The sequence below is a fragment of the Pseudomonas sp. UBA2684 genome (assembly GCA_002354655.1).
GTDB lineage: Bacteria > Pseudomonadota > Gammaproteobacteria > Pseudomonadales > Pseudomonadaceae > Aquipseudomonas.
Window position 1 is genome coordinate 104043 of sequence record DELY01000050.1, and the last position, 23067, is coordinate 127109.

Consider the following 23067-nt stretch of genomic DNA (forward strand, 5'->3'; position numbering starts at 1 on the left):
GGACACCATGCCCAACCGTCGTCACTTCATCCAGCGCAGCGCCACCCTGCTCGCCCTCGCGGCTGCCGCGCCCTGGTTGCCACGCTTCGCCTTCGCGGCTGATCCCACTCAACTGCTGCAACGCGCGATCCCGTCCAGCGGCGAAAAGCTGCCTGTGATTGGTCTGGGCACCTCACGCACCTTCGATGTACGCCTCGATGACGCCAGCCTCAAACCACTCGACGAGGTGCTGCGCACCTTTATCAACGGCGGCGCGCGGCTGATCGATACGGCGCCCAGTTATGGCGCCTCCGAGGCGGTCACCGGCGAATTGCTCAAACGCACCAACACCCAGGGCAAGGCGTTTCTTGCCACGAAGATTTCCGCCACTGGCCGCGAGCGCGGCATGGCGCAGTTCGAGGCCAGCCTCAAGGCCCTGCAAACCGACAAACTCGACCTGGTGCAGGTGCACAACCTGCAAGACACACGCACTCAGCTGGCGCTGCTGCGTGAGCTGAAAGCCCAGGGCAAGGTGCGCTATATCGGCATTACCCACTACATCGAATCGGCCCACGACGACCTGCTCGCGGTGCTCGCCCAGGAGCCGGTGGATTTCGTCCAGCTCAACTACTCGGTGGGCGAACGCAACGCCGAGAAACGCCTGCTGCCGTACTGCGCCGACCATGGCATCGCCACGCTGATCAACCGGCCGTTCCAGCGCGCGCAGTTGCTCAGCCGGGTCAAGGGCCGGGCACTGCCGGACTGGGCGATGGAAACCGACGCCACCTCCTGGGCGCAGTTATTGCTCAAGTTCATCCTCGCCAATCAGGCGGTGACGGCGGTGATTCCCGCCACCTCCAACCCACGCTACATGGCCGACAACCTGCAAGCTGGCCAGGGACGCCTGCCGGATGCGGCCCTGCGCGCGAAGATCGTCCAGGCGTTTACCTAACGCTTTTGTAGGGTGGACATGGCGAAGCCTTGTCCACCACCTGCCGATTACTCGGCGGACCAGCCTAGCGGCGACTGCGCAGCACCGACCAAGCCCCGTAGGCGCCAACTTGCTGGCGCCTACGCAGTCATCCCACAGCAGTGCGAAAAGGCAGTTTCATGACCCCAGCCCAGCGCCTAGCGACAGCGATCAACGCCAGGCCCACAGAACTGTTCGCCGCGCTGTGCGGCTTCGGCCTGTTCTTCTGTCTGTTCAGCGGCTACTTCATGCTGCGGCCGATTCGCGAGGCCATGGGCATTCGTGGCGGCGTGGAAAACCTGCAATGGCTGTTCACCGCGACCTTCCTGGTGATGCTCGCCGCCGTGCCGCTGTTCGCCTGGCTCAACTCGACGGTGGCGCGGGCGCGCTACATCGACTGGGTGTACGGCTTTTTCATCGTCAACCTGCTGGCCTTCGCCGCGCTGTTCCAGCAGGCCGGCGACGACATCTGGGTGGCGCGGGTGTTTTACGTGTGGATCTCGGTCTACAACCTGTTCGTCGTCTCGGTGGCCTGGAGCCTGATGGCCGATGTATTCGATGCCACCCAGGCCCGGCGCCTGTTCGCCTTTATCGCCGCCGGCGCCAGTTGCGGCGGCCTGGCCGGCCCGGCGTTGGGCGCGTTACTGATCGATGGCCTTGGGCAGAGCGGTTTGATCCTGTTAGCGGCGCTGCTGCTCGGCGTGGCGATCCTGGCCAAGCAGCAGCTGATGACCTGGCGCGCCCTGGGCGGCGCCGGCCGCCCCGACGCGCCGCCCAGCGAAAACCCGCGCCAGCCGGTGCTTGGCAACCCGTTCAGCGGCCTCACCCGCGTGCTCGCCTCGCCCTACCTGCTGGGCATTAGCGCCTTCGTCATCCTCCTGGCCACCGCCAGCACCTTTCTCTATTTCGAGCAGGCGCGGCTGGTGGCGCAAACCTTCCCCGAGCGCAACGAGCAAATCCGCGTGTTCGGCCTGATCGACTTCTGCGTGCAGGCGCTCTCCTTGCTCGCGCAGCTGTTCATCACCGGACGAATCGCCCAGCGCTTTGGCATTCGCGCCCTGCTCGCCGGGGTGCCGCTGCTGGTCTGCCTGGGCTTTATCGGCCTGGCCCTGGCGCCGACCTTCGCCATGCTCGCGGCATTGATGATCGTACGCCGGGTCGGCGAATACGCCTTCGTCCGCCCCGGCCGGGAAATGCTCTTCGCCCCGCTGGATGCCGAGAGCAAATACAAGGCGAAGAACTTTATCGACACCGTGGTCTACCGCGCCGGCGACGCCGTCAGCGCCTGGGCCAAAGCGCTGCTCGACATGCTCGCCAACGGCGTGCTGATCGCCGCCCTGGCCGGAGCCGCCTGCGCCGCATTGTGGGGGGCACTGGGCTGGTACCTGGGTGGGCGCAAGGAACAGAGCACGCAACCGGCAAACGCGGAGTTGCGCGACTGAGGCTGCTGCCATGCCCGTCGTGGATGGCATCCGGGCTTGGGCTGCGATGCCAGTAGGTGGGTGCTGACGAGGGGCACGCAGCCAGGGCATATGACGCGTCGAGCGCAGCCACAAGCGGCTCCCTGTTGGGCCGGGCTACGTAGGCTTCGTGCCTCAACCCAACCGACCGTCCGGCCAGAAACCGTGCACTCGCAGCGCTCCACCGCACAACTGCGGTGCATCGCCTAGGCTAAAGGCCATCGACAGCGGTTTTTCTGCGCCTTGCGCTTGTCACCTCGCCAACAGTGGGGTATCTGTGCTCTCGCTCCGCTCCCTGATCAGTTCGGAATCGCCCATGACCTTTGAAGTCCCCGCGCACAGCGCCCATTCCGCCGGCAAGCCTGCCGGGCGCATCCGCCAGAAAAATGAAGAAGCCATCCTCGCTGCCGCCGAGGAAGAGTTCGCCCGCCATGGCTTCAAGGGCACCAGCATGAACACCATCGCGCAGAATGTCGGCCTGCCCAAGGCCAACCTGCATTACTACTTCAACAACAAGCTGGGCCTGTACCTGGCGGTGCTGAGCAACATCCTCGAACTGTGGGACAGCACCTTCAACACCCTCACCGTCGACGACGACCCGGCCGAAGCGCTGACCCGCTACATCCGCGCCAAGATGGAGTTTTCGCGGCGCTACCCCAAGGCCTCGCGGATCTTCGCCATGGAAGTGATCAGCGGCGGCGAATGCCTGTCGGACTACTTCAACCAGGATTACCTGACCTGGTTCCGCGGCCGCGCCGCGGTGTTCGAGGGCTGGATCGCCGCTGGTAAGATCGACCCGGTCGACCCGGTGCACTTGATCTTCCTGCTATGGGGCAGCACCCAGCATTACGCCGACTTCGCCTCGCAGATCTGCCGCGTCACCGGCCGTTCGCGCCTGACCAAAGTGGACTACGAAGAAGCCAGCGATAACCTGGTGCGCATCATCCTCAAGGGCTGCGGCCTGACGCCTCCCGTCAAAGACGCCTGATGCCTTTCACCCTGCTCGGCCCTTGCGACTACCGCGAGGAGATTCGCAAAAGCCGCTTCATCGCCCTCGCCGCGCCGGCTGCCAGCGCGGCCGAGGCGCAGGCGTTTATCGCCGCGCACAGCGATGCCAGCGCCAGCCATAACTGCTGGGCCTGGAAGGTCGGCCAGCAGTACCGCTTCAGCGACGACGGCGAGCCCGGCGGTACCGCGGGCAGGCCGATCCTTGCCGCCATCGAGAGCCAGGAAATGGATCAGGTGGCGGTGCTGGTGATCCGCTTCTATGGCGGCATCCAGCTCGGCACCGGCGGCCTCGCTCGTGCCTACGGCGGCAGCGCCAACAAATGCCTGCAAGCCGCTCCGCGCCGCGAGCTGATCGCCCGCGCGCAGTACCGCTGCCATTGCCTGTTCGCCGAACTGCCGCTGCTCAAGGCGCGCCTGGCGGAACTCGATTGCCTGCTGGAAAGCGAGAGCTACGACGCCAGCGGTGCCGAACTGCACCTGGCCATCCCCCCGCCACGGGTTGCCGAGTTGCAGCGGCTGCTGGCGGATATCAGCCGTGGGCGGATTGAGTTGCGGCCGTTGTAGATCCACTGCACTACACTTCCTCATTGACGCTTTGAGCCTGCACCCAACTTCACGAATTATCGCGGGCAAGCCCGCTCCTACAAAAACGTGCAACGACGGCCATCCCGGTCACGCCTGCCCCCTGTAGGAGCGGGCTTGCCCGCGATCAATCTCGAATACACCACAAGAGGCAATGGAATGCCTGCAAAACCCCATGGCTGCAACCTGCGGCGTGGCCGCCATTCAGAGCCGGATCGCCTTTACCTACTGACCGCAGCCCTGTTGCAGCGCCGCCCGCTGTTTAATGACTTCGCATTGGCCCGCTTACTGATCACTGAACTGCGCGCAGCCCATGAGCAGCAAAAGGTTGCGTCTCTGGCCTGGGTGGTAATGCCCGATCACTTGCACTGGCTTGTGCAACTGCAGTCAGGCTCGCTGGATGAACTGATGCGCCGCATCAAAAGCAACAGTGCACGGCAGATCAATCAGCGTCTTGGCACACAGGGCCCAATCTGGCAGCCGGGTTACCACGACCGCGCGCTACGCCAGGATGAAGACATGCAATCGGCAGCTCGTTATATCGTCGCCAATCCATTGCGCGCGGGGCTGGTAAAACATATTGGTGATTACCCGTTATGGGATGCGGTGTGGCTGTAAGCCTGCATCGACCTCAGGATTTATCGCGGGCAAGCCCGCTCCTACAGGGGCGGTAGCGTTCTTAAAATCTCTGATCAACACACGCTCACTTGTAGGAGCGGGGGGAACGCCCAGTTATTGCCCGTGATGCGCCAAAACGCACCAAACCGTAAGACTGCGCACCACGCTGGAGCCTGCGCCTGACATGGCATTGCGGCGAGGCGTGCACGGGCGCTGGCCGCCAGCGTTTCTGACCCACTGGCCAGCTTTTTGCTTTAGCCAGGCCAGTTGTCATTCCTGAGCCACTGCCCATGTCCAGTTCCCCCTCTGTTCCACGCTTGCAGCTGAGCGGTATCAGCAAGCGCTATCCCGGCTGCCTGGCCAACGACCGTATCGACCTGAGCATCGCCCCTGGGGAAATCCATGCGCTGCTCGGCGAGAACGGGGCCGGCAAGAGCACCCTGATGAAGATCATCTACGGCGTCACCCAGCCCGACAGCGGCGAAGTCCGCTGGCAGGGTGAGGCCCTGAAGATGCGTGACCCGGCCATGGCCCGCAGTCTCGGTGTGGGCATGGTGTTCCAGCACTTCTCGCTATTCGAGACCCTGAGCGTGGCGGAGAACATCGCCCTGGCCATGGGCGCGGCGGCCGGCACACCGAAGCAGCTGGAGCCGAAAATCCGCGAAGTCTCCCAGCGTTATGGCATGGCCCTGGAACCGGGCCGCCTGGTGCACAGCCTGTCCATAGGCGAACGGCAACGGGTAGAGATCGTCCGTTGTCTGATGCAGGACATCAAACTCTTGATCCTCGATGAGCCGACCTCGGTGCTCACCCCGCAGGAGGCCGACGAGCTGTTTGTCACCCTGCGCCGGCTGGCCGCCGAGGGTTGCAGCATTCTGTTTATCAGCCACAAGCTCGGCGAGGTGCGCGCCTTGTGCCAGAGCGCCACGGTGCTGCGCGGCGGCAAGGTGTCGGGGCATTGCGTACCGGCCGAATGCAGCGACCTGCAGCTGGCGCGGCTGATGGTTGGCGATGCCGAGGGCCTGGAAAGCAGTTACCCGAAAGCCAGCGGCGGCCTGCCGCGCTTGCGCGTGGATGATTTGAGTTGGCACAACGCCGACCCGTTCGGCTGCACCCTCAGCCAGATCCGCCTGGAGGTGCGCAGCGGCGAGATCGTCGGCATCGCCGGGGTCGCCGGCAATGGTCAGGACGAACTGCTGGCCCTGCTTAGCGGGGAAACCCGCCTGCCGCGCAGCGAGCGCGAACGCATCAGCCTGGACACCCTGCCGATTGCCGACCTGTACCCGGATGCGCGGCGCAAGCTGGGCCTGGCCTTTGTTCCGGCCGAGCGCCTGGGCCACGGCGCGGTGCCGGATATGAGCCTGAGTGATAACGCCCTGCTCACTGCCTTCCAACAGGGTTTGCTGAGCAAGGGCCTGATCCAGCGCGGCAAGGTGCGCGCCCTGGCTGACGAAATCATCCAACGCTTTGCGGTAAAAACGCCGGATGCCGATGCGCCCGCGCGCAGCCTGTCCGGTGGCAACCTGCAGAAATTTATCCTCGGCCGCGAAATCCTGCAGAACCCGAAACTGCTGGTGGCCGCGCACCCGACCTGGGGCGTGGACGTGGGCGCGGCGGCGGCGATTCATCGTGCGCTGATTGCCCTGCGTGATGCCGGCGCGGCGATTTTGGTGATTTCCGAAGACCTCGACGAGCTGTTCCAGATCAGCGACCGCATCGGTGCCCTGTGCAGCGGCAAGCTCTCGCCCCTGGCCGCCACGGCAGAAACCGAAGCCGTTGATGTCGGCCGCTGGATGGCCGGCGAGTTCGCCCCGTTGCCCCCTATCACAATCACGCCCGCAGCCACTGCAGCCGGCCTGAGCTGACGGAGTTTTCCATGCTGTTATCCCTCGAACCGCGCGGCCAGCAATCGCGCGCCATGCTCTGGTTGTCGCCACTGCTCGCCGCCGTGCTGACCCTGCTCAGCGGCGCGCTGCTGTTTAGCCTACTCGGCCACGACCCGCTGCAAACCCTGCACACGCTGCTGATTGCGCCACTGGCCGACTGGTATGGCGTCTCCGAACTGCTGGTCAAGGCGCTGCCGATTCTGCTCTGCGCCCTCGGCCTGGCCGTGGCCTATCAGGCGCGCATCTGGAATATCGGTGCCGAAGGACAGCTGCTGCTCGGCGCACTGGCCGGCAGCGCCATGGCGATCCAGATTATCGACTGGGACAGCCGCTGGGCGCTGGTCTGGGTGGTGCTCGCAGGCGTGGCGGCGGGCGCGGCCTGGGGCGGCCTGACCGCCTGGCTGCGCACGCAGTTCAATGCCAACGAAATCCTCACCAGCATCATGCTCAACTACATCGCGCTGAACCTGCTGCTGTTCTTTGTGCATGGCCCGCTCAAGGACCCGGCCGGCTTCAACTTCCCCGAGTCGGCGATGTTCGGCGATGCCAGCCGTCTGCCGCTGGTGAGTGAAGACGGTCGCCTGCATGGCGGCCTGTACTTCGCCCTGCTGGCCCTGGTGGCGGTGTGGGTGCTGCTGCACAAGAGCTTTCTCGGCTTTCAGATCAAGGTGCTCGGCCTCGACCGCCGCGCCGCCGGTTTTGTCGGTTTTCGCGAGAAGCGCCTGGTGTGGTTTGCCCTGCTGGTCAGCGGCGGCCTAGCCGGGCTGGCCGGTGTCGGTGAAGTAGCCGGGCCGATTGGCCAACTGGTGCCGCAAGTGTCGCCGGGCTACGGCTACGCGGCGATCACCGTGGCCTTTCTCGGCCGCCTGAATCCGCTCGGCATCCTGTTCGCCAGCCTGCTGATGGCCCTGCTGTACCTGGGCGGCGAGAACGCGCAGATGACCATGAACCTGCCCCAGGCGATCACCCAACTGTTCCAGGGAATGATGCTGTTCTTCCTGCTCGCCTGCGACGTGCTGATCCTCTATCGGCCACGGCTGAAGTGGAATTGGGCGCAGCGCGAGAAGCTCACCGAGGCGACCACCTGACAGCTCTGCGATTCAACATGTCGCGGCTAAAGCCCCTCCCACGAAGCAGATAACCCCATCATTTTTACCTACCGCGCGCAGCGTGCAGTCTGAGATTTCAAATATGGATATCGACCTGTTAAGCAATATCTTCTACGCCATGGTGCGTACCGGTACGCCGCTGCTGCTGGTGGCCTTGGGTGAACTGATCTGCGAGAAGAGCGGCGTACTCAACCTCGGCCAGGAAGGCATGATGCTGTTCGGCGCGGTGATCGGCTTTATCGTCGCCCTCTCCACCGGTAACCTGTGGTTGGGCGTGCTGCTGGCGATGGCTGCCGGCATGCTGCTGTCGATGCTGTTCGCCGCCGTGGCCCTGGGCTTTAACGCCAACCAGGTGGCCACCGGCCTGGCGTTGACCATCTTCGGCGTGGGCCTGTCGACCTTTGTTGGCGCGGCCTGGGTCGGCAAACCGCTGGCCGGTTTCGAGCCCATCGCCATTCCACTGCTTAGCGAAATCCCTTTGATCGGACGCATGCTGTTTGCCCAGGACATTCTGGTCTACCTGTCCTTCGCCCTGTTTGCCCTAGTGGCCTGGGCGCTGCTGAAAAGCCGCATCGGCCTGATCATCCAGGCGGTCGGCGAGAACCCCGACGCTGCCAGCGCCATGGGTCTGCCGGTGCTGCGCGTACGCACCCTGGCAGTACTGTTCGGCGGCGCCATGGCCGGGTTGGCGGGCGGCTATCTGTCGCTGGCCTATACACCGATGTGGGCAGAGAACATGACCGCCGGGCGCGGCTGGATCGCCCTGGCGCTGGTGGTGTTTGCCAGTTGGCGGGTATTCCGCGTGCTGCTCGGTGCCTACCTGTTCGGCCTGGCCAGCATCATTCATCTGGTGGCCCAGGGCATCGGCCTGTCGATCCCCTCCAATCTGCTGGCGATGCTGCCCTATGTGGCGACCATTCTGGTGCTGGTATTGCTGTCGCGCGATGCGCTCAAGACCCGCCTGCTCGCCCCCGTGTCCCTGGGCAAGCCCTGGCAGCCGGGGCACTGACGTTTTTTACCTTGTTCGCGGCTAAAGCCCCTCCCACAAAAGCCCCTCCCACAGGATGTGGTGAGCTGTGGGTACTGCCGGGCGGCACTCCGCTTTAGCCGCAGCTGGCGTTGCCCCTGACCAATGAGTCAGGTATCTTCGCTGGCACGTCGTTCGACGCACCTGGATCAGCAGACAGGGTCAACACTGAGCTGGCTAACCTGAACTCACCCTCAGAGGAGCCTGCTCATGGCAGCTACCCGTATCTGGATCAAGAACCCCCTGGCCATCTTCACGGCCAACAGCCTCGACGCCGCTGGCGGCCTAGTGATTGAAGATGGCGTGATCGTTGAACTGCTGACGGCCGGGCAACAACCGAGCAAACCCTGCGCGCAGACCTTCGATGCCCGCGAGCATGTGGTGCTGCCGGGGCTGATCAACACCCACCACCACTTCTATCAGACCCTCACCCGCGCCTGGGGCCCGGTGGTCAACCAGCCGCTGTTCCCCTGGCTGAAGACCCTGTACCCGGTATGGGCACGCCTGACCCCGGAGAAGCTCGCCCTGGCCAGCAAGGTGGCCCTGGCCGAACTGCTGCTGTCTGGTTGCAGCACTGCGGCGGACCACCACTACCTGTTCCCCGGCGGCCTGGAAAACGCCATCGACGTGCAGGTCGAAGCGGTGCGTGAGCTGGGCATGCGCGCCATGCTCACCCGCGGCTCCATGAGCCTGGGCGAAGCCGACGGCGGCCTGCCGCCGCAGCAGACCGTGCAACAGGGTGAAGTGATCCTGGCCGACAGCCAACGGCTGATCCATGACTACCACCAGCGTGGCGACGGCGCGCAGATTCAGATCGCCCTGGCGCCCTGCTCGCCGTTCTCGGTGACCCAGGAAATCATGCGCCAGAGCGCCGAGCTGGCCGAGGAGCTGGACGTGCGCCTGCACACCCACCTGGCGGAAACTCTCGACGAAGAGGACTTCTGCCTGCAACGCTTCGGCCTGCGCACCGTGGATTACCTGGACAGCGTCGGCTGGCTCAGCTCGCGCACCTGGCTGGCCCACGGCATCCACTTCAACCCGGACGAAATCGCCCGCCTGGGCCAGGCCGGCACCGGCATCTGCCATTGCCCGAGCTCGAATATGCGCCTGGCCTCAGGCATCTGCCCGACCCTCGATCTGCAAGCGGCCGGCGCGCCGATCGGCATCGGCGTCGACGGCTCGGCCTCCAACGATGCCTCGAACATGATCCTCGAAGCGCGCCAGGCCCTGTATATCCAGCGCCTGCGCTACGGTGCCGAGAAGATCACCCCGGAATTGGTGCTGGGCTGGGCCAGCAAGGGCTCGGCCAAACTGCTCGGCCGCACGGATATCGGCGAACTGGCGGTGGGCAAGCAGGCCGACCTGGCCTTCTTCAAGCTCGACGAGCTGCGCTTCTCCGGCAGCCACGACCCGCTTTCCGCGCTGCTGCTGTGCGGTGCCGACAAGGCCGACCGAATGATGATCGCAGGCACCTGGCGGGTGATCGACGGGCAGATCGAAGGCCTGGATGTCGCCCAACTGATCGCCGATCACCGCCAGGCGGCGCGTGAGTTGATCGCCGGCTAAGGCCACTCGCCGTCACCCCCGTAGGATGGGTTGAGCGCAGCGATACCCATCGAACCCAGGTTACCCCCGCGCAGCGGTGGACAAGGCTTCGCCATGTCCACCCTACCCAGCGACTACCGCACCATCACGCAGCACGGCTCAATATCCTCGCACCAACCCGGCTCCAGACGAACTCAGCCTTCAGCAACGCCATGGCTACAGGCAGCGTATTCACGCGTATCTGTCTTATTGGTCAGTTTTTTGCAGTCAGGGGATCAGCCAACCAACGGCCACCCCAACACAGACTGGAGCTGCACCCACCATGCACAAGAAGAGCAAAAAACCCCTGCTGCGCGCCCTCGTTGCCGCCCTTGGCTTTAGCGCCACCTTAGGTGCTTCCGCCGCCGACCCGTTGAAGGTCGGCTTCGTCTATATCGGCCCGATTGGCGACCACGGCTGGACCTACCAGCATGAGCAGGGCCGTCAGGCGGTGATCAAGCAGCTCGGCGACAAGGTCGAAACCAGCTACGTGGAAAACGTGCCGGAAGGCGCGGATGCCGAGCGGGTAATCCGCAACATGGCCAAGGGCGGCTATGACCTGATCTTCACCACCTCCTTCGGTTATATGAACCCGACGCTGAAAGTGGCCAAGCAATTCCCCAAGCTGACCTTCGAGCACGCCACCGGCTACAAGCAGGACAAGAACCTCGGCACCTACCTGTCGCGCTCTTATGAAGGCCGTTATGTCGGCGGTTTCCTCGCGGCGAAGATGACCAAGACCAAGAAGATCGGCTACGTCGCCTCCTTCCCGATCCCGGAAGTGATCCGCGATATCAACGCCATCCAGCTGGCCCTGGACAAGTACAACCCCGGCACCGAAATCAAGGTGGTGTGGGTCAACTCCTGGTTCGATCCGGGCAAGGAATCCGATGCGGCCAACGCGCTGATCGACCAGGGCGTCGATGTGGTGTTCCAGCACACTGACAGCCCGGCACCGATCCAGACCGCCGAGCGTCGCGGCGTCTACTCCGTGGGCTACGCCTCGGACATGGCGCACTTCGGGCCGAAGGCCGTGCTCACCTCGATCGTCAACGACTGGGGCCCGCACTACGTCAAATCCACCCAGGCGGTGATCGACGGCAACTGGGCCGCGCAGGATTTCTGGGGCGGCCTGGCGGAAGACACCATCAAGCTGCCGATCAGCGACCTGGTGCCGAGCGAGGTGAAAGCCGAAGCCGAGCAGATCATCGCCGACATCAAGAGCGGCGCGTTCCACCCGTTCACCGGACCGATCCTGGACCAGAGCGGCGTAGAGAAAATCCCGGCCGGCGTCGCCGCGACCAACGCCGAACTGGCCTCGATGAACTACTACGTGGAAAACGTAAAGGCTGAATTGCCGAAGTAAGCGGCTACAACAACCTGTGGGAGGGGCTTTAGCCGCGAGCTGTCCAATCGTCGCGGCTAAAGCCCCTCCCACGGCACATCACCTAGATGCCGTCCCTGCTGGTCGCCAGCAGAACCGCATCAGAAGGACGATGCCCTAACCAGGCATCGTCCTTTTTCGCTGCCCTGGGTACGAGAAGACTCGCAGCACGCCCCCACCCGGAGCCCTTATGAATACCCTACCGATTATCGATATCGCCCCGTTCTACAGCGACAACCAAGCAGCCTGGTCCACCGTAGCTGAGCAGATTGACCGCGCCTGCCGCGACTGGGGTTTCTTCTATATCACCGGCCACCCGATCAGCCCGGCGCGTATCGCCGAGCTGCTGACGGCCGCCAAGACCTTCTTCGCGTTACCTACGGAAGAAAAGCTCAATATCGATATCACCCAGACCGCCCATCACCGCGGCTACGGCGCAATTGCCACCGAGCAGCTCGACCCGAGCAAGCCGAGCGATCTCAAGGAAACCTTTGACATGGGTTTCCATATGCACCTGAACCATCCAGAGGTCTTGGCCGGCAAGCCGCTGCGCGGGGCCAATCGGCACCCCGACCTGCCCGGTTGGGACACACTGATGGAACAGCACTACGCCGATGTGCAGGCGCTGGCGCAAACCCTGCTGCGCGCCATGACCCTGGCCCTGGATATCGAGCGCGACTTCTTCGATACCCGCTTCCATGAGCCGATCAGCGTGCTGCGGATGATCCACTACCCGCCGCGCCACACCGCCAGCAGTGCCGAACAGCAAGGTGCCGGCGCACACACCGACTACGGCTGCATCACCCTGCTCTACCAGGACGATGCCGGCGGCCTGCAAGTGCGCCACCGCGACGGTGAATGGATCGACGCACCGCCGATTGCCGGCAGCTTTGTGGTGAATATCGGCGACATGCTCGCGCGCTGGAGCAACGACCGTTACACCTCGACCCCGCACCGGGTGATCAGCCCGCTGGGGGTTGATCGCTACTCCATGCCGTTCTTCGCCGAGCCGCACCCGGATACCGAGATCAGCTGCCTGCCCAACTGCTCGGACGCCGCCAATCCGCCCAAGTATCCGTCAGTAACCAGCGCCGACTACCTGCTATCACGCTTTGCCGACACCTATGCCTATCGGCGGGAGGAAGCGAAGGATGCATGAAGCGTAGGGTGGACATGCCGCCAGGCTTGTCCACCACGAAACCGGCAATGGTGGACAAGGCTTCGCCATGTCCACCCTACACAGGCCGATTCGGCGAAATCCTGTCTCAGCGGTTAAACTTTGCGGCACCTCAGCCTGATAACGAGACCTGACCATGTACGACTGGCTCAATGCCCTGCCCAAGGCCGAACTGCACCTGCACCTGGAAGGCTCGCTGGAGCCCGAGCTGCTGTTTGCCCTGGCCGAGCGCAACAAGATCAAACTGCCCTGGAACGACGTCGAGGCGCTGCGCAGCGCCTACGCGTTCAACAACCTGCAGGAGTTTCTCGACCTGTATTACGCCGGTGCCGACGTGCTGCGCACCGAGCAGGATTTCTACGACCTGACCTGGGCCTACCTGCAAAAGTGCAAGGCGCAGAACGTGATCCACACCGAGCCGTTCTTCGACCCGCAGACCCACACCGACCGTGGCATTCCCTTTGAAGTGGTGCTGCGCGGCATCAAACAGGCGCTGGTCGATGGCGAGAAACAGTTGGGCATTAGCCACGGCCTGATCCTGAGTTTTCTGCGCCACTTGTCCGAAGAAGAAGCCTTCAAAACCTTTGAGCAAGCCATGCCGTTCCGCGATGCGTTTATCGCCGTCGGCCTGGACAGCTCGGAGATGGGCCACCCGCCGCGCAAGTTCCAGCGAGTGTTCGACAAGGCACGCAGCGAAGGCCTGCTGACCGTCGCCCACGCCGGTGAGGAAGGCCCGCCCGAATACATCTGGGAAGCCCTCGACCTGTTGAAGATTCAGCGGATCGACCACGGCGTGCGCGCCATCGAAGACGAGCGGCTGATGCAGCGCATCATCGACGAGCAGATCCCGCTGACCGTCTGCCCGCTGTCGAATACCAAGCTCTGCGTATTCGACGACATGCGCCAGCACAACATCCTGCAGATGCTCGAACGTGGAGTGAAGGTGACAGTGAACTCGGACGACCCTGCCTACTTCGGCGGCTACGTCACCGAAAACTTCGCCGCGCTGTACGACAGCCTGGGCATGACCCAGGAGCAGGCCAAGCGCCTGGCGCAGAACAGCCTGGATGCACGGCTGGTGCAATAAGAGTCCGCAGTGGGAGGGGCTTCAGCCGCGATATTTTCAGCGCTATCGCTGACGGATCGCCGCTAAAGCGCCTCCCACGAGGCAATGCGAGCCGGTCAATGGCCTTGATGTGCCTGCCCGTGATCGGCAGCAGCCTCTGGCGCATCCTTCTGCACCGCGATCTCCACCTCGACCGCGCCGGCCTTCTCGAAGGTCAGGGTCAGCGGGAAGCGCTCGCCGTCCTTGGCCTGCTGTTTCAGGTTGAACAGCATCACGTGGTAGCCCATCGGCGCGAACTTGACCTCGCCACCGGCGGGAATCGCCACGCTCTGCACCTGCTGCATCTTCATCAGGCCATCGGCGTGGAGATGTTCATGCAACTCGGCCTTGCCGGCCACTGGAGTGCTGACGCCAAGCAGGCGATCAGCCTCGGTGCCCTTGTTATGCACCACAAAATAGGCCGCCGCCGTCGGCGCTACTGGCGGCATTTCCCGCGACCAGGGGTGCTCGATATGCAGCTCGCCAGCGCTGTATTCATGGGCGCTGGCAAACAGGCTCGGGCTCAGCAATGCGGCGATCAGCAGGGTCTTTTTCAACAACATGGTATTCCTCCACTAACGGACTGACTGTCCATGACACGTGTTGTAACGCGAAGCCTTGACGCGGGCCAAGCCCGCGTCGGGAAAACGACTCAACCGTTGGCCAGACGCTGACCTGACAGGCGCGACAGCAGCAACCAGTCCAGCGCCCAGATCAGCAGCAGGGATGCCCCCACCAGCGGGAACGCCGCACCGAGCAGCAGCATGATGACGATGGCGCTTTTCCAGCGCGGCAGGTCATGGCGCAGCGGCGGAACCCCCAGGCTGCCTTGCGGCCGCCGCGTCCACCACATGATCAGGCCGCTGACGGCGCTGAGCAGCACCAGCAGGCACACCGCGAGCATCAGCAGTTGGTTGGCCAAACCGAACAGCTTGCCTTCATGCAACATCACCCCGGTTTCCACGGTTTTCGCCACCGGGCCGTAATCCTGCCAGCGCACATCGGCGAGTACCGCGCCGCTGTATTGATCAAGGTGCAGGGTCGCATCATTACGCGGGTCGTCGGCAAATAGCGCCACGCTGTACACCCCGGTTTCGCCTTTCGGCATTGTGATGCTGTAACCCGGCTGCACGCCGCGCGCGGCGGCGCTGTCGACCACCTGTTGCAAGCTGACCTGCGCTACGGTGCTGGGCGCACTGCTGGCGGCATGGCCGTTATGCGCGGCATGCGGATCGGAAGCCGGCAGCGGTGTGGTTTCCACCGCCCAGGCAACAGTCTGCTGGCTGCTGTTATTCAGGCTGCCGGTGAGCTTGCCGGACTGCGGCACGGCATCCCACATCGCCGCCGGGAAGTGGTTCCAGGCCCCGGCGAACTGCGCGCCCCAGAACCCGGTCCAGGTCATCCCGGTCAGCAGCATGAATAGCAGTAACAGCGAGCCCCAGAACCCGGTCACCGCATGCAGGTCACGCCACAGCAGGCGGCCACGGGCGCTCAGGCGCGGCCACAGCACACCGGCGCCGGAGCTGCCGCGCGGCCACCACAGGTACAGGCCGGACACCACCAGCACGATGCCCCAGCCGGCGGCCAGTTCGATCAGGCGGTCGCCGACGGTGCCGATCATCAGCTCGCCGTGCAGCTGGCGGGCGATGGCTTGCAGGTTGTTCTGCGCATCCTGGCTGCCGAGCAGCGTGCCGCGATAAGGGTCGACAAACACGTTGAGGCCCTGGCCTTCGGCCTCGATCACAAACTGCGCACTGCGCTCGGCATTTATCGGCGGCAGGTACTGTTTGATCAGCGCCTGCGGGTACGCCTGCCGCACCACCGCCAGCTGCTGATCGGCGCTGATCGGCTGCGCCGCCACCGGCACCTGCAACAGTTCGGGGTACATCAGCTGATCAAGCTGCGGCTTGAACAGGTAGATGATCCCAGTGAGCGACAGCAGGATCAGAAACGGGATAACGAACAGCCCAGCGTAGAAATGCCAGCGCCAGGCCAGGTTGTAAAAGGAAGGGGCGCGCTTGTTCATGCTGCAACTCCAATAGATCGCGAACACCACGCCTGCACGCAGTGCAGGGCAAGGGAACGGCAGAGAATGTCCGGGAAGGCGTCGCGCAATGCGCACGCCAGTGGCTATTCGCTAGATCGATGGAGAGGCGCGGGGGTTGGCCGAGGGCCAGAGGTAGCGGACGGGACGCGGAACGAAGGTGGGTGCGGCCAGCGGCGGGAGACTGGCGCTGAGTAGCCCGAGCAGGCCGAAAAACGCGGCGAGGATGATGGCGCTGAAGGTCGAACTGAGCGAGCAACCGGAACCGCTGGCAGGGTTCAGTGGGGCGATACCGGAGCCGCGCAGATCTGCCCCGGCGCCGAAATTGCCGTCGAAGGAGCAGTACTGGCCATCCAGGCCGCTGAGTTGCATGCCGGCCATCTGACCGTGGCCGATGCTGCAGGCGAACGCACTGAACAGAACGCTGAAATACAGCATCCAGGCAATCAGTGAACGGTCGGTGCGGGCCAGTTTCATGGCGGGCGACTCTAGCAGTTGCTGTCGGTGGAACAAGCGGAGCGCGCTGTGGTGGATTGCCGCAGCCGATCCCCCGACAAGCCTAGTGCTGCCACGGCGCGTGCGCCAGCAACTCGCTGCAACGCGCCTGGACGAATTCGCGCAGCAGGTGCACCGGTTTGCTCAGTTGCGCACGGTGGGCGCAGATCAGGTTGAGCGGCGTCGCCTCGCCCAGCCACTGCGGCATCAGCACCTTGAGCCGCCCGGCCTGCACGTCGCCGGCCACGTCCAGCCAGGATTTGTACACCAACCCAGCACCCGCCACGGCCCAGCGGCGCACCACATCGGCATCGTCGCTGACCCGGTCGCCGCTGACTGTCAGGCTCTGCTCGCGCTTGCCGGCCTGAAAACGCCAGCGCTCATGCACCCGTCCGCCGAGCATGTACAGCAGGCAGTTGTGCTCGGCCAGCGCTTCGACCGTTTGCGGTTCGCCGTGGCGCGCCAGGTAATCCGGCGCGGCGCAGAGCACCCTGCGGTTGCTCGCCGCCACCGGCAAGGCGACCAGGCTGGAGTCCTCCGGCGCGCCATAGCGCAGGGCAATATCCACCGGCTCGCGAAACAGGTCGGTGACGCGGTCGCCGAGCAGCAGGCGCACGTGCAGTTGCGGGTGAGACCGTTGGAACTCATCGAGCCAGGGCAGCAAGGTGTTACGGCCGAAATCCGAGGGCGCCGAGAGTTGCAACAGCCCGCTGATACCGACCTTGCTGCCAGCCAGTTGCTGGCGCCCGGCGTCCAGGCTCTGCAAGGCCTGGCGCGCATGGGCGAGGAACAGCTCGCCCTCGGGGGTCAGGCGCAGGCTGCGGGTGGAGCGGGCGAACAGGCGCGCTTCCAATTGCCGCTCCAGGCGCTTCAACGCGGCGCTGGCGACGGCCGGCGAGATATCCAGCAAGCGCGCGGCGGCGGACAGGCTACCGAGTTCGGCAGTACGCACGAACAGCTGCAAATCATCGAAACGCAGCATGATGCGCCACCATTTTCAAAAAAATATTGAAAGAGACTCTACTTCGCCGCGGTTTTTCTTGCCACGCAAATCCACGAGCATGGGCGCCTTATTGCACTGGAGCCACGCCATGTCCACGCCGCTCACTCTGATCGCCACCCTCACCGCGCTCGATGGTCAGGCCGAGGTCGTCGAAGCCGGCTTGCGCCTGCTGGTCGCTGCCAGTCGCCAGGAAGCCGGTTGCCTGCAATATGACCTGCATCGCCACCAGGACAACCCGCAGCGATTCATCATGATCGAACAGTGGCAGAACAGCGCCGCGTTGAACGAGCACCAGAACACCGCGCATTACCAGCACTTCGGCAGTACCTGCGGCGAGCGCTTGCAGGGTGTCGACCTGCAACTCATGCACCGTATCGCCTGATTTCCCTCTCTCAAGGAGCACGCATGAAAGCCATCGCCTACTACCAGTCCCTGCCCGCAGAACACCCCGAGTCGTTGCAAGATGTGCAACTGGCAGAACCCACACCCGGCCCGCGCGACCTGTTGGTGGCAGTCCATGCCATTTCGGTCAACCCGGTGGACACCAAGATCCGCCGCAACGTCGCCCCGGAAAACGACGACGCCAAGGTGCTCGGCTGGGATGCCAGCGGCATCGTCACCGCCGTGGGCAGCGACGTCAGCCTGTTCCAACCCGGCGACCGGGTGTATTACGCCGGGGCGATCCACCGGGCGGGGGCCAACAGCGAACTGCATGTGGTGGACGAACGCATCGTCGGGCATATGCCCAAGAGCCTGTCGTTCGCCGCCGCCGCCGCCCTGCCGCTGACCGCGATCACCGCCTGGGAGCTGCTGTTCGAGCGGTTGCAGATCCGCCAGGGCAGCGCCGATGAGGGCCAGAGCCTGCTGATCGTCGGCGCCGCCGGTGGGGTCGGGTCGATCCTCACCCAACTGGCGCGCCAGCTTACCGGCCTGACCGTGATCGGCAGCGCCTCGCGCCCGCAAACCCAGGCCTGGGTGCGTGAGCTCGGCGCGCACCATGTGATCGACCACAGCCAGCCGCTGAGCGCAGAGCTCAAGCGTATCGGCATCGACCAGGTGACCCACGTCGCCAGCCTGACCCAGACCGACCAGCACTTCGAGCAACTGATCGAAGCCCTGGCGCCACAGGGCCGCCTGGCGTTGATCGACGACCCGCAGCAGCCGCTGGATGTACTGAAGCTCAAGCGCAAGAGCCTGTCGTTGCACTGGGAGCTGATGTACACCCGCTCGCTGTACGAAACCGCCGACATGATCGAACAGCACCGCCTGCTCGAACGAGTCGCCGAACTGGTCGATGCCGGGGTGCTGAAAACCACCCTCGGCGAGCACTTCGGCACCATCAACGCGGCCAACCTGCGCCGCGCCCATGCGCTGCTGGAAAGCGGCACGGCCAAGGGCAAGATCGTCCTCGAAGGTTTTTAAGCCGGCCGCCCAGGGTTCAGTCGCCGACTGGCCCTGGGCACACCGACCAACGGTAATAGCACCGCGTAACGCCACTGCGACTCATGCGTCCATTGAGTCGTAGAACATCCTTACGAGGTCACCATCATGAAACGCCTTATGCCCCTCGCCCTCGCTGCAGTCTTCGGCTTCGCCGGCTCGGCCTTCGCGCAAACCCCACTCACCACCAATGCCAAGGATGTGCAGGCGGTGGATTACCACTACGGCATGCACCTGGACATCCAGCGGGTCATCCACATTACCGATAACTCGGACAAGATGGGGGTCGTGCCGGCAACCATCACCTTCATCGACAGCAGCGGCATGCTGCGCAAGGTCAACTACCTGGAGCTGGGTGGCTACGACCGCAGCAACTGATCGACAGGCACCACCTCAGGCGCCGGCCACCTTAGCCGGCGCCTGATTTTTTTACGCGCCACACTGCCTTTCGCCACGCAATCGATTAGTGGCCGACTAGACTCTCAATAGCGCCGAGCGAATTGGCGCGATGCCCAGCCGTCTCCCGCTAACCTGCGACTCTTCGGCGGTAAGGATGCGACCCGATCTAGTAGCGCCCATGCGCCTGGCAAGCGTGTATATCCTCTTCAGTACCGCCTGGATTCTCTCCAGCGACTACCTGCTGACGGCCCTGATGTCGAACAGCGAACTGACCGCGCGCCTGCAAACCATCAAGGGCTTGACCTTCGTCCTGCTCAGCAGCGTGCTGATCTTTTACGTCAGCTACCGCGACCGCCTGGCGCAACGCGCCTTGCTCGATGCCCTGACCCATAACACGCGCTTGCTGCAACAAGCGCAGCGCAATGCCGCGCTGGGCAACTGGGAATACGACGGGCGCTTTCACTGGAGCCAGGAAGCCCTGCAACTGCTCGGCCGCGACGCGGGCAGCGCCTCCAGTAGCATCGAACAACTGCTCAACTGGCTGCACCCGGCCGAACGTGCCAGCGTGCAGCGCGCCATTCACACCCTGCTTGAGCAGCGCACGCCGCTGGCCATCAGTGCCCGCCTGCACCAACCGCACCGGCAATACGCCACCTGGCTGATGCTGCGTGGCGAAATCGACGACAGCGGGCAGATTCTCGGCACCGTGCAGGACGTCAGCAACCAGAAGCGCGACGAGGCCGCACTGCGCGAGAGCGAACAACGCTTTCGCCAACTGTTCGAGCAAACGCCACGGATTGCCGTGCAAGGCTACGACCGCGAACGCCGGGTGATTTACTGGAACCAGGCCAGCACCCAGCTGTATGGCTACAGCCTGCAAGAGGCGATGGGCAAGCGCCTGGAGGAGCTGATCGTGCCGCCGGCGCTGCGCAACCAGGTGGCCAGCGCGATCAACACCTGGCTCCTCGGCGGCCCGGCGATTCCCGCGGCGGAGCTGCAATTGCAGCGCAAAAACGGCAGCCGAGTGTGGGTCTATTCCAGCCACTCGATGCTGCGCAACAACCGCGATCAACCGGAGCTGTACTGCGTCGACATCGACCTCAGCGAACAGAAGCAGATCTACGGCGAACTGCATGCCAGCGAGGCGCGCTACCGCGAGCTGGTCGAACAACTCAACGACGTGATCATCCTGACCGATGCCAACGCCCACCTGACCTTTCTCAACCCGGCCTGGGAGCGGCTCAGCGGTTACGCCAGCTATGAAAGCATCGGCCGCTCATTGACCCAGTTCTTCGATGCCCACGATGGCATCCGCCTGAGCGAACAACTGGCCGCCATCGCCCGTGGCGAGTACGCCACGCTGCGCAACGAATACCGCCTGCTGACACGCCAAGGGCAATTGCGCTGGGTCGAACTGCACCTGACGCGCAACCTGCCTGGGCAACACCTGCGCGGCAGCCTGCGTGACATTCACGAGCGCTACCAGAACCAGGAGCTGCAACAGGCGCGCAATGCCGTGCTCGACGAACTGCTGGGTCGACGCCCCCTGACCAGCATCCTCGAGGGCATCAGCCGGCGCCTGCAAGACCTGCACCCACACATGCTGGTGTCGATCATGCTGCTCGACGCCCACCAGCGCCTGCACGTGGCAGCCGCCCCCAACCTGCCCATGGCCTACCGCCAAGCCATCGACGGCATCGAAGCGGCCCTTGAAGTCGGCTCCTGCGGACATGCCGCACGCAGCGGCGAACTGGTGATCGTCGAAGACCTCGGCAGCCATCCCTACTGGCGCAATTTCCAGAACGATGCGCAAGCCGCCGGCCTACGCGCCTGCTGGTCGCTGCCCTTCAAGGATGACAACGGCCAGGTACTCGGCACCTTCGGGATTTACTACAACAAACCGGCCAGGCCGAGTGCCGCCGATATTGCCCTGGTCACCGAGTTCACCCGCCTGGCCGGTCTGGCCGTGCAGCAGGCAGCCAGTGAGCGGTTTACCTCGATTGGCGCCATCCGTGATGACCGTCAGTCGTTCACTTGACCACGGTCAGGGAAAATTCACATGGGCTGGCTAGACTAGATTTTCCGTGTCTAGGAGGTGCCGACCATGAACATCCGCATTCAGCCGCTGAACAAGCCCGACGGTATCTGCTGGCAGGTCTGCTTCGCCAACAACAGCGTGACCTTTCGCAGCGAAGCCGAAGCCCGGCAGTTCGTGGCCACCCTCGAATCACGCTTGCAGGCACCGCACCGCTTGCCGTTACCCGAGCAGCGCGTCGCCAGCTGAGCGCTGCTCAGCCCGGGTGTCCGGCACGCCGCTCGGCCCAGCGGGTAACGCGCGAGAACAGCACGGCCAGCACGCCGCAGCCGCAAATCACCAGCGCCATTGGCCAGGCACTGCCATCGTGCAGTGCGCCGACCAACGCGGCGGCGCTGGCAGCAATCGCGAACTGCACGCTGCCAAGCAAGGCCGAGGCACTCCCGGCATGTCGTCCCTGCCCGGCCATGGCGCAGGCCGAGGCGTTTGGCAGGAGGATGCCGAGGCTGGCTATGCAGCCGAATAACGGCAGCAGCAATGGCCACAACGCCATCGGCCGCACCAGCGCAACCGCCAACAACGCGACCCCACACGCCAGGTAGAACCACACCGTGCGCCGCAGCCAATAACCTGGGCCGTGGCGCACCACCAGCCAGGCATTCAATTGCGCGGCCAGAATGAAACCCAACGCATTGCTGCCGAACAGCCAACCGTAGTGCTCGGCGGGTACGCCATACAGTTCGATGAAGACGAAGGGCGAGCCGGCGATATAGGCGAACATCCCGGCAATCGCCAACCCACCCGTCAGCGCATGACCGAGAAACGGCAGGTCGCCGAACAACCGCCGGTATTCGCCCAGCGCACCGCGCAAGGGTGCTTTGGGCGCATCCGCCGCCAGGGTTTCCGGTAGCCACCAGGCCACAGCCACCAAGCACACCGCGCTGAAGAGCGTCAGGCAGACGAAGATCGACGGCCAGCCCAGGCTGCTCAGCAGCAACCCGCCGGCCAGCGGCGCGAGAATCGGCGCCAGGCCCATCACCAGCATCAACTGGGAAAACACCTTGGCCGAGGTAATCGGGTCACACAAGTCGCGCACCACCGCCCGCGACACCACCATGCCCGCGCAACCGCCCAAGGCCTGGACGAAACGTGCAGCGATCAACCACTCAAGACTCGGCGCCACGGCGCAGGCCAGCGACGCCAGGGTAAACAGCAGCACCCCGGCCAATACTGGGCCACGCCGCCCAAAGCGGTCGGCCAATGGCCCATACAGCAGCTGGCCGATGGCCAGACCGGCGAAATAGGCCGCCAACGTCAGCTGCACATGCTCGACATCGGTGGCGAACGCCCGTGCCAGGGCGGGAAAGCTCGGCAGGTAGAAATCGATGGCCAACGGGCCAAAAGCGCTCAAGGCGCCAAGAATCAGCAGAATACGTAACGGCATGGGCATCCAAAGCGGGTAAGGCTATTTATCGACCGACGCCGCATCCGGCGCGCGGCGTATAACAGTGCGGACAGTCGCGCTTGCGCAGGGTGGCCATGGCTCAGCCTTGTCCACCGCCGATGCTTGCCCCTCGGCAATTCAGCCGCGGCAGCGTGGCTATCGCCAAGTGCAACCCAGCCTACCGCGCGGGTATATAACCTATTCATCGGTCATCGACGCACAAAACGCCCGGCTTGCCGCCGGGCTACGAATTGCGTTTCCACCTCTTGCGCCCGGATGGCGGACAAGCCTTGCGGCATCTCCGCCCTACGACTCTGG

General features: G+C 64.2%; 22 protein-coding genes. 17 read left to right on the forward strand and 5 right to left on the reverse strand.

What is annotated here, in order from left to right:
* Positions 1–7 precede the first annotated feature (7 nt).
* From B3M58_RS18150 to B3M58_RS18205, 12 genes are all read left to right on the forward strand, one after another.
* Entirely contained in the window at positions 8–931 is a 924-nt protein-coding gene (locus tag B3M58_RS18150) for an aldo/keto reductase (RefSeq protein ID WP_296221223.1), read from the forward strand.
* Between the two features lie 158 nt (positions 932–1089).
* Positions 1090–2391, forward strand: coding sequence for an NTP/NDP exchange transporter (locus tag B3M58_RS18155; RefSeq protein WP_296221227.1), 1302 nt, complete (start codon positions 1090–1092; stop codon positions 2389–2391).
* A 334-nt stretch (positions 2392–2725) separates the two neighbouring features.
* A complete protein-coding gene (locus B3M58_RS18160; RefSeq protein WP_296221229.1) occupies positions 2726–3397 on the forward strand; it encodes a TetR/AcrR family transcriptional regulator in 672 nt (223 codons plus the stop codon).
* Positions 3397–3981: an IMPACT family protein gene (locus B3M58_RS18165; RefSeq protein WP_296221230.1), complete on the forward strand. Its 585-nt coding sequence runs from the start codon at positions 3397–3399 to the stop codon at positions 3979–3981. Before B3M58_RS18160 ends, B3M58_RS18165 begins: the two co-directional genes overlap by 1 nt.
* Before the next feature lie 177 nt (positions 3982–4158).
* Complete coding sequence (locus B3M58_RS18170; protein ID WP_296221691.1) at positions 4159–4617, forward strand: REP-associated tyrosine transposase; 459 nt, start codon at positions 4159–4161, stop codon at positions 4615–4617.
* Between the two features lie 290 nt (positions 4618–4907).
* Positions 4908–6482, forward strand: coding sequence for an ABC transporter ATP-binding protein (locus B3M58_RS18175; protein ID WP_414704107.1), 1575 nt, complete (start codon positions 4908–4910; stop codon positions 6480–6482).
* Positions 6483–6493: 11 nt separating this feature from the next.
* Complete coding sequence (locus tag B3M58_RS18180) at positions 6494–7591, forward strand: ABC transporter permease (RefSeq protein WP_296221232.1); 1098 nt, start codon at positions 6494–6496, stop codon at positions 7589–7591.
* Between the two features lie 103 nt (positions 7592–7694).
* Positions 7695–8621: an ABC transporter permease gene (locus tag B3M58_RS18185; RefSeq protein WP_296221234.1), complete on the forward strand. Its 927-nt coding sequence runs from the start codon at positions 7695–7697 to the stop codon at positions 8619–8621.
* A 228-nt stretch (positions 8622–8849) separates the two neighbouring features.
* Entirely contained in the window at positions 8850–10205 is a 1356-nt protein-coding gene (locus B3M58_RS18190; protein WP_296221235.1) for an 8-oxoguanine deaminase, read from the forward strand.
* 301 nt (positions 10206–10506) lie between these two features.
* The gene (locus B3M58_RS18195) at positions 10507–11589 is read left to right on the forward strand and encodes a BMP family ABC transporter substrate-binding protein (RefSeq protein ID WP_296221237.1); all 1083 of its coding nucleotides are present in this window, start codon (positions 10507–10509) and stop codon (positions 11587–11589) included.
* 208 nt (positions 11590–11797) lie between these two features.
* Complete coding sequence (locus B3M58_RS18200) at positions 11798–12766, forward strand: 2-oxoglutarate and iron-dependent oxygenase domain-containing protein (RefSeq protein ID WP_296221239.1); 969 nt, start codon at positions 11798–11800, stop codon at positions 12764–12766.
* Between the two features lie 154 nt (positions 12767–12920).
* Entirely contained in the window at positions 12921–13871 is a 951-nt protein-coding gene (locus tag B3M58_RS18205; protein WP_296221240.1) for an adenosine deaminase, read from the forward strand.
* Positions 13872–13966: 95 nt separating this feature from the next.
* Here the strand turns inward: B3M58_RS18205 and B3M58_RS18210 are convergent, their stop codons facing one another.
* The 4 genes from B3M58_RS18210 to B3M58_RS18225 all read right to left on the reverse strand — a co-directional run bounded on the left by B3M58_RS18210 (position 13967) and on the right by B3M58_RS18225 (position 17410).
* Positions 13967–14452 (reverse strand): copper chaperone PCu(A)C, encoded by a 486-nt coding sequence (locus B3M58_RS18210; RefSeq protein WP_296221242.1) that lies wholly within the window; start codon positions 14450–14452, stop codon positions 13967–13969.
* 89 nt (positions 14453–14541) lie between these two features.
* Positions 14542–15915 carry a PepSY-associated TM helix domain-containing protein gene (locus B3M58_RS18215; protein WP_296221244.1) on the reverse strand — a complete coding sequence of 458 codons (1374 nt, stop codon included), beginning with the start codon at positions 15913–15915 and terminating at the stop codon, positions 14542–14544.
* Between the two features lie 111 nt (positions 15916–16026).
* Positions 16027–16410, reverse strand: coding sequence for a DUF2946 domain-containing protein (locus B3M58_RS18220; RefSeq protein WP_296221246.1), 384 nt, complete (start codon positions 16408–16410; stop codon positions 16027–16029).
* An 82-nt stretch (positions 16411–16492) separates the two neighbouring features.
* Positions 16493–17410: a LysR family transcriptional regulator gene (locus tag B3M58_RS18225; protein WP_296221248.1), complete on the reverse strand. Its 918-nt coding sequence runs from the start codon at positions 17408–17410 to the stop codon at positions 16493–16495.
* Between the two features lie 109 nt (positions 17411–17519).
* Here B3M58_RS18225 and B3M58_RS18230 point away from each other — a divergent pair, with 109 nt between their 5' ends.
* The 5 genes from B3M58_RS18230 to B3M58_RS18250 all read left to right on the forward strand — a co-directional run bounded on the left by B3M58_RS18230 (position 17520) and on the right by B3M58_RS18250 (position 21554).
* Positions 17520–17813: a putative quinol monooxygenase gene (locus tag B3M58_RS18230; RefSeq protein WP_296221250.1), complete on the forward strand. Its 294-nt coding sequence runs from the start codon at positions 17520–17522 to the stop codon at positions 17811–17813.
* Between the two features lie 23 nt (positions 17814–17836).
* A complete protein-coding gene (locus B3M58_RS18235; protein ID WP_296221252.1) occupies positions 17837–18853 on the forward strand; it encodes a zinc-binding alcohol dehydrogenase family protein in 1017 nt (338 codons plus the stop codon).
* A 126-nt stretch (positions 18854–18979) separates the two neighbouring features.
* Positions 18980–19249: a DUF2790 domain-containing protein gene (locus B3M58_RS18240; RefSeq protein WP_296221254.1), complete on the forward strand. Its 270-nt coding sequence runs from the start codon at positions 18980–18982 to the stop codon at positions 19247–19249.
* Between the two features lie 199 nt (positions 19250–19448).
* Entirely contained in the window at positions 19449–21308 is a 1860-nt protein-coding gene (locus B3M58_RS18245) for a PAS domain S-box protein (RefSeq protein WP_296221256.1), read from the forward strand.
* 66 nt (positions 21309–21374) lie between these two features.
* Positions 21375–21554 carry a hypothetical protein gene (locus B3M58_RS18250; protein ID WP_296221258.1) on the forward strand — a complete coding sequence of 60 codons (180 nt, stop codon included), beginning with the start codon at positions 21375–21377 and terminating at the stop codon, positions 21552–21554.
* Positions 21555–21561: 7 nt separating this feature from the next.
* Here the strand turns inward: B3M58_RS18250 and B3M58_RS18255 are convergent, their stop codons facing one another.
* Entirely contained in the window at positions 21562–22749 is a 1188-nt protein-coding gene (locus tag B3M58_RS18255) for a Bcr/CflA family multidrug efflux MFS transporter (protein ID WP_296221259.1), read from the reverse strand.
* Positions 22750–23067: the final 318 nt, after the last annotated feature.

What these genes read in the sequence shown, in the direction of transcription:
- B3M58_RS18165 (WP_296221230.1), top strand. Translation starts at nt 3,397, where the DNA reads ATGCCTTTCACCCTGCTCGGCCCTTGCGACTACCGCGAGGAGATTCGC.
- B3M58_RS18255 (WP_296221259.1), bottom strand. Translation starts at nt 22,749, where the DNA reads ATGCCGTTACGTATTCTGCTGATTCTTGGCGCCTTGAGCGCTTTTGGC.
- B3M58_RS18180 (WP_296221232.1), top strand. Translation starts at nt 6,494, where the DNA reads ATGCTGTTATCCCTCGAACCGCGCGGCCAGCAATCGCGCGCCATGCTC.
- B3M58_RS18220 (WP_296221246.1), bottom strand. Translation starts at nt 16,410, where the DNA reads ATGAAACTGGCCCGCACCGACCGTTCACTGATTGCCTGGATGCTGTAT.
- B3M58_RS18240 (WP_296221254.1), top strand. Translation starts at nt 18,980, where the DNA reads ATGAAACGCCTTATGCCCCTCGCCCTCGCTGCAGTCTTCGGCTTCGCC.
- B3M58_RS18215 (WP_296221244.1), bottom strand. Translation starts at nt 15,915, where the DNA reads ATGAACAAGCGCGCCCCTTCCTTTTACAACCTGGCCTGGCGCTGGCAT.
- B3M58_RS18195 (WP_296221237.1), top strand. Translation starts at nt 10,507, where the DNA reads ATGCACAAGAAGAGCAAAAAACCCCTGCTGCGCGCCCTCGTTGCCGCC.
- B3M58_RS18185 (WP_296221234.1), top strand. Translation starts at nt 7,695, where the DNA reads ATGGATATCGACCTGTTAAGCAATATCTTCTACGCCATGGTGCGTACC.
- B3M58_RS18190 (WP_296221235.1), top strand. Translation starts at nt 8,850, where the DNA reads ATGGCAGCTACCCGTATCTGGATCAAGAACCCCCTGGCCATCTTCACG.
- B3M58_RS18250 (WP_296221258.1), top strand. Translation starts at nt 21,375, where the DNA reads ATGAACATCCGCATTCAGCCGCTGAACAAGCCCGACGGTATCTGCTGG.
- B3M58_RS18150 (WP_296221223.1), top strand. Translation starts at nt 8, where the DNA reads ATGCCCAACCGTCGTCACTTCATCCAGCGCAGCGCCACCCTGCTCGCC.
- B3M58_RS18210 (WP_296221242.1), bottom strand. Translation starts at nt 14,452, where the DNA reads ATGTTGTTGAAAAAGACCCTGCTGATCGCCGCATTGCTGAGCCCGAGC.
- B3M58_RS18225 (WP_296221248.1), bottom strand. Translation starts at nt 17,410, where the DNA reads ATGCTGCGTTTCGATGATTTGCAGCTGTTCGTGCGTACTGCCGAACTC.
- B3M58_RS18230 (WP_296221250.1), top strand. Translation starts at nt 17,520, where the DNA reads ATGTCCACGCCGCTCACTCTGATCGCCACCCTCACCGCGCTCGATGGT.
- B3M58_RS18170 (WP_296221691.1), top strand. Translation starts at nt 4,159, where the DNA reads ATGCCTGCAAAACCCCATGGCTGCAACCTGCGGCGTGGCCGCCATTCA.
- B3M58_RS18245 (WP_296221256.1), top strand. Translation starts at nt 19,449, where the DNA reads ATGCGCCTGGCAAGCGTGTATATCCTCTTCAGTACCGCCTGGATTCTC.
- B3M58_RS18200 (WP_296221239.1), top strand. Translation starts at nt 11,798, where the DNA reads ATGAATACCCTACCGATTATCGATATCGCCCCGTTCTACAGCGACAAC.
- B3M58_RS18235 (WP_296221252.1), top strand. Translation starts at nt 17,837, where the DNA reads ATGAAAGCCATCGCCTACTACCAGTCCCTGCCCGCAGAACACCCCGAG.
- B3M58_RS18175 (WP_414704107.1), top strand. Translation starts at nt 4,908, where the DNA reads ATGTCCAGTTCCCCCTCTGTTCCACGCTTGCAGCTGAGCGGTATCAGC.
- B3M58_RS18160 (WP_296221229.1), top strand. Translation starts at nt 2,726, where the DNA reads ATGACCTTTGAAGTCCCCGCGCACAGCGCCCATTCCGCCGGCAAGCCT.
- B3M58_RS18155 (WP_296221227.1), top strand. Translation starts at nt 1,090, where the DNA reads ATGACCCCAGCCCAGCGCCTAGCGACAGCGATCAACGCCAGGCCCACA.
- B3M58_RS18205 (WP_296221240.1), top strand. Translation starts at nt 12,921, where the DNA reads ATGTACGACTGGCTCAATGCCCTGCCCAAGGCCGAACTGCACCTGCAC.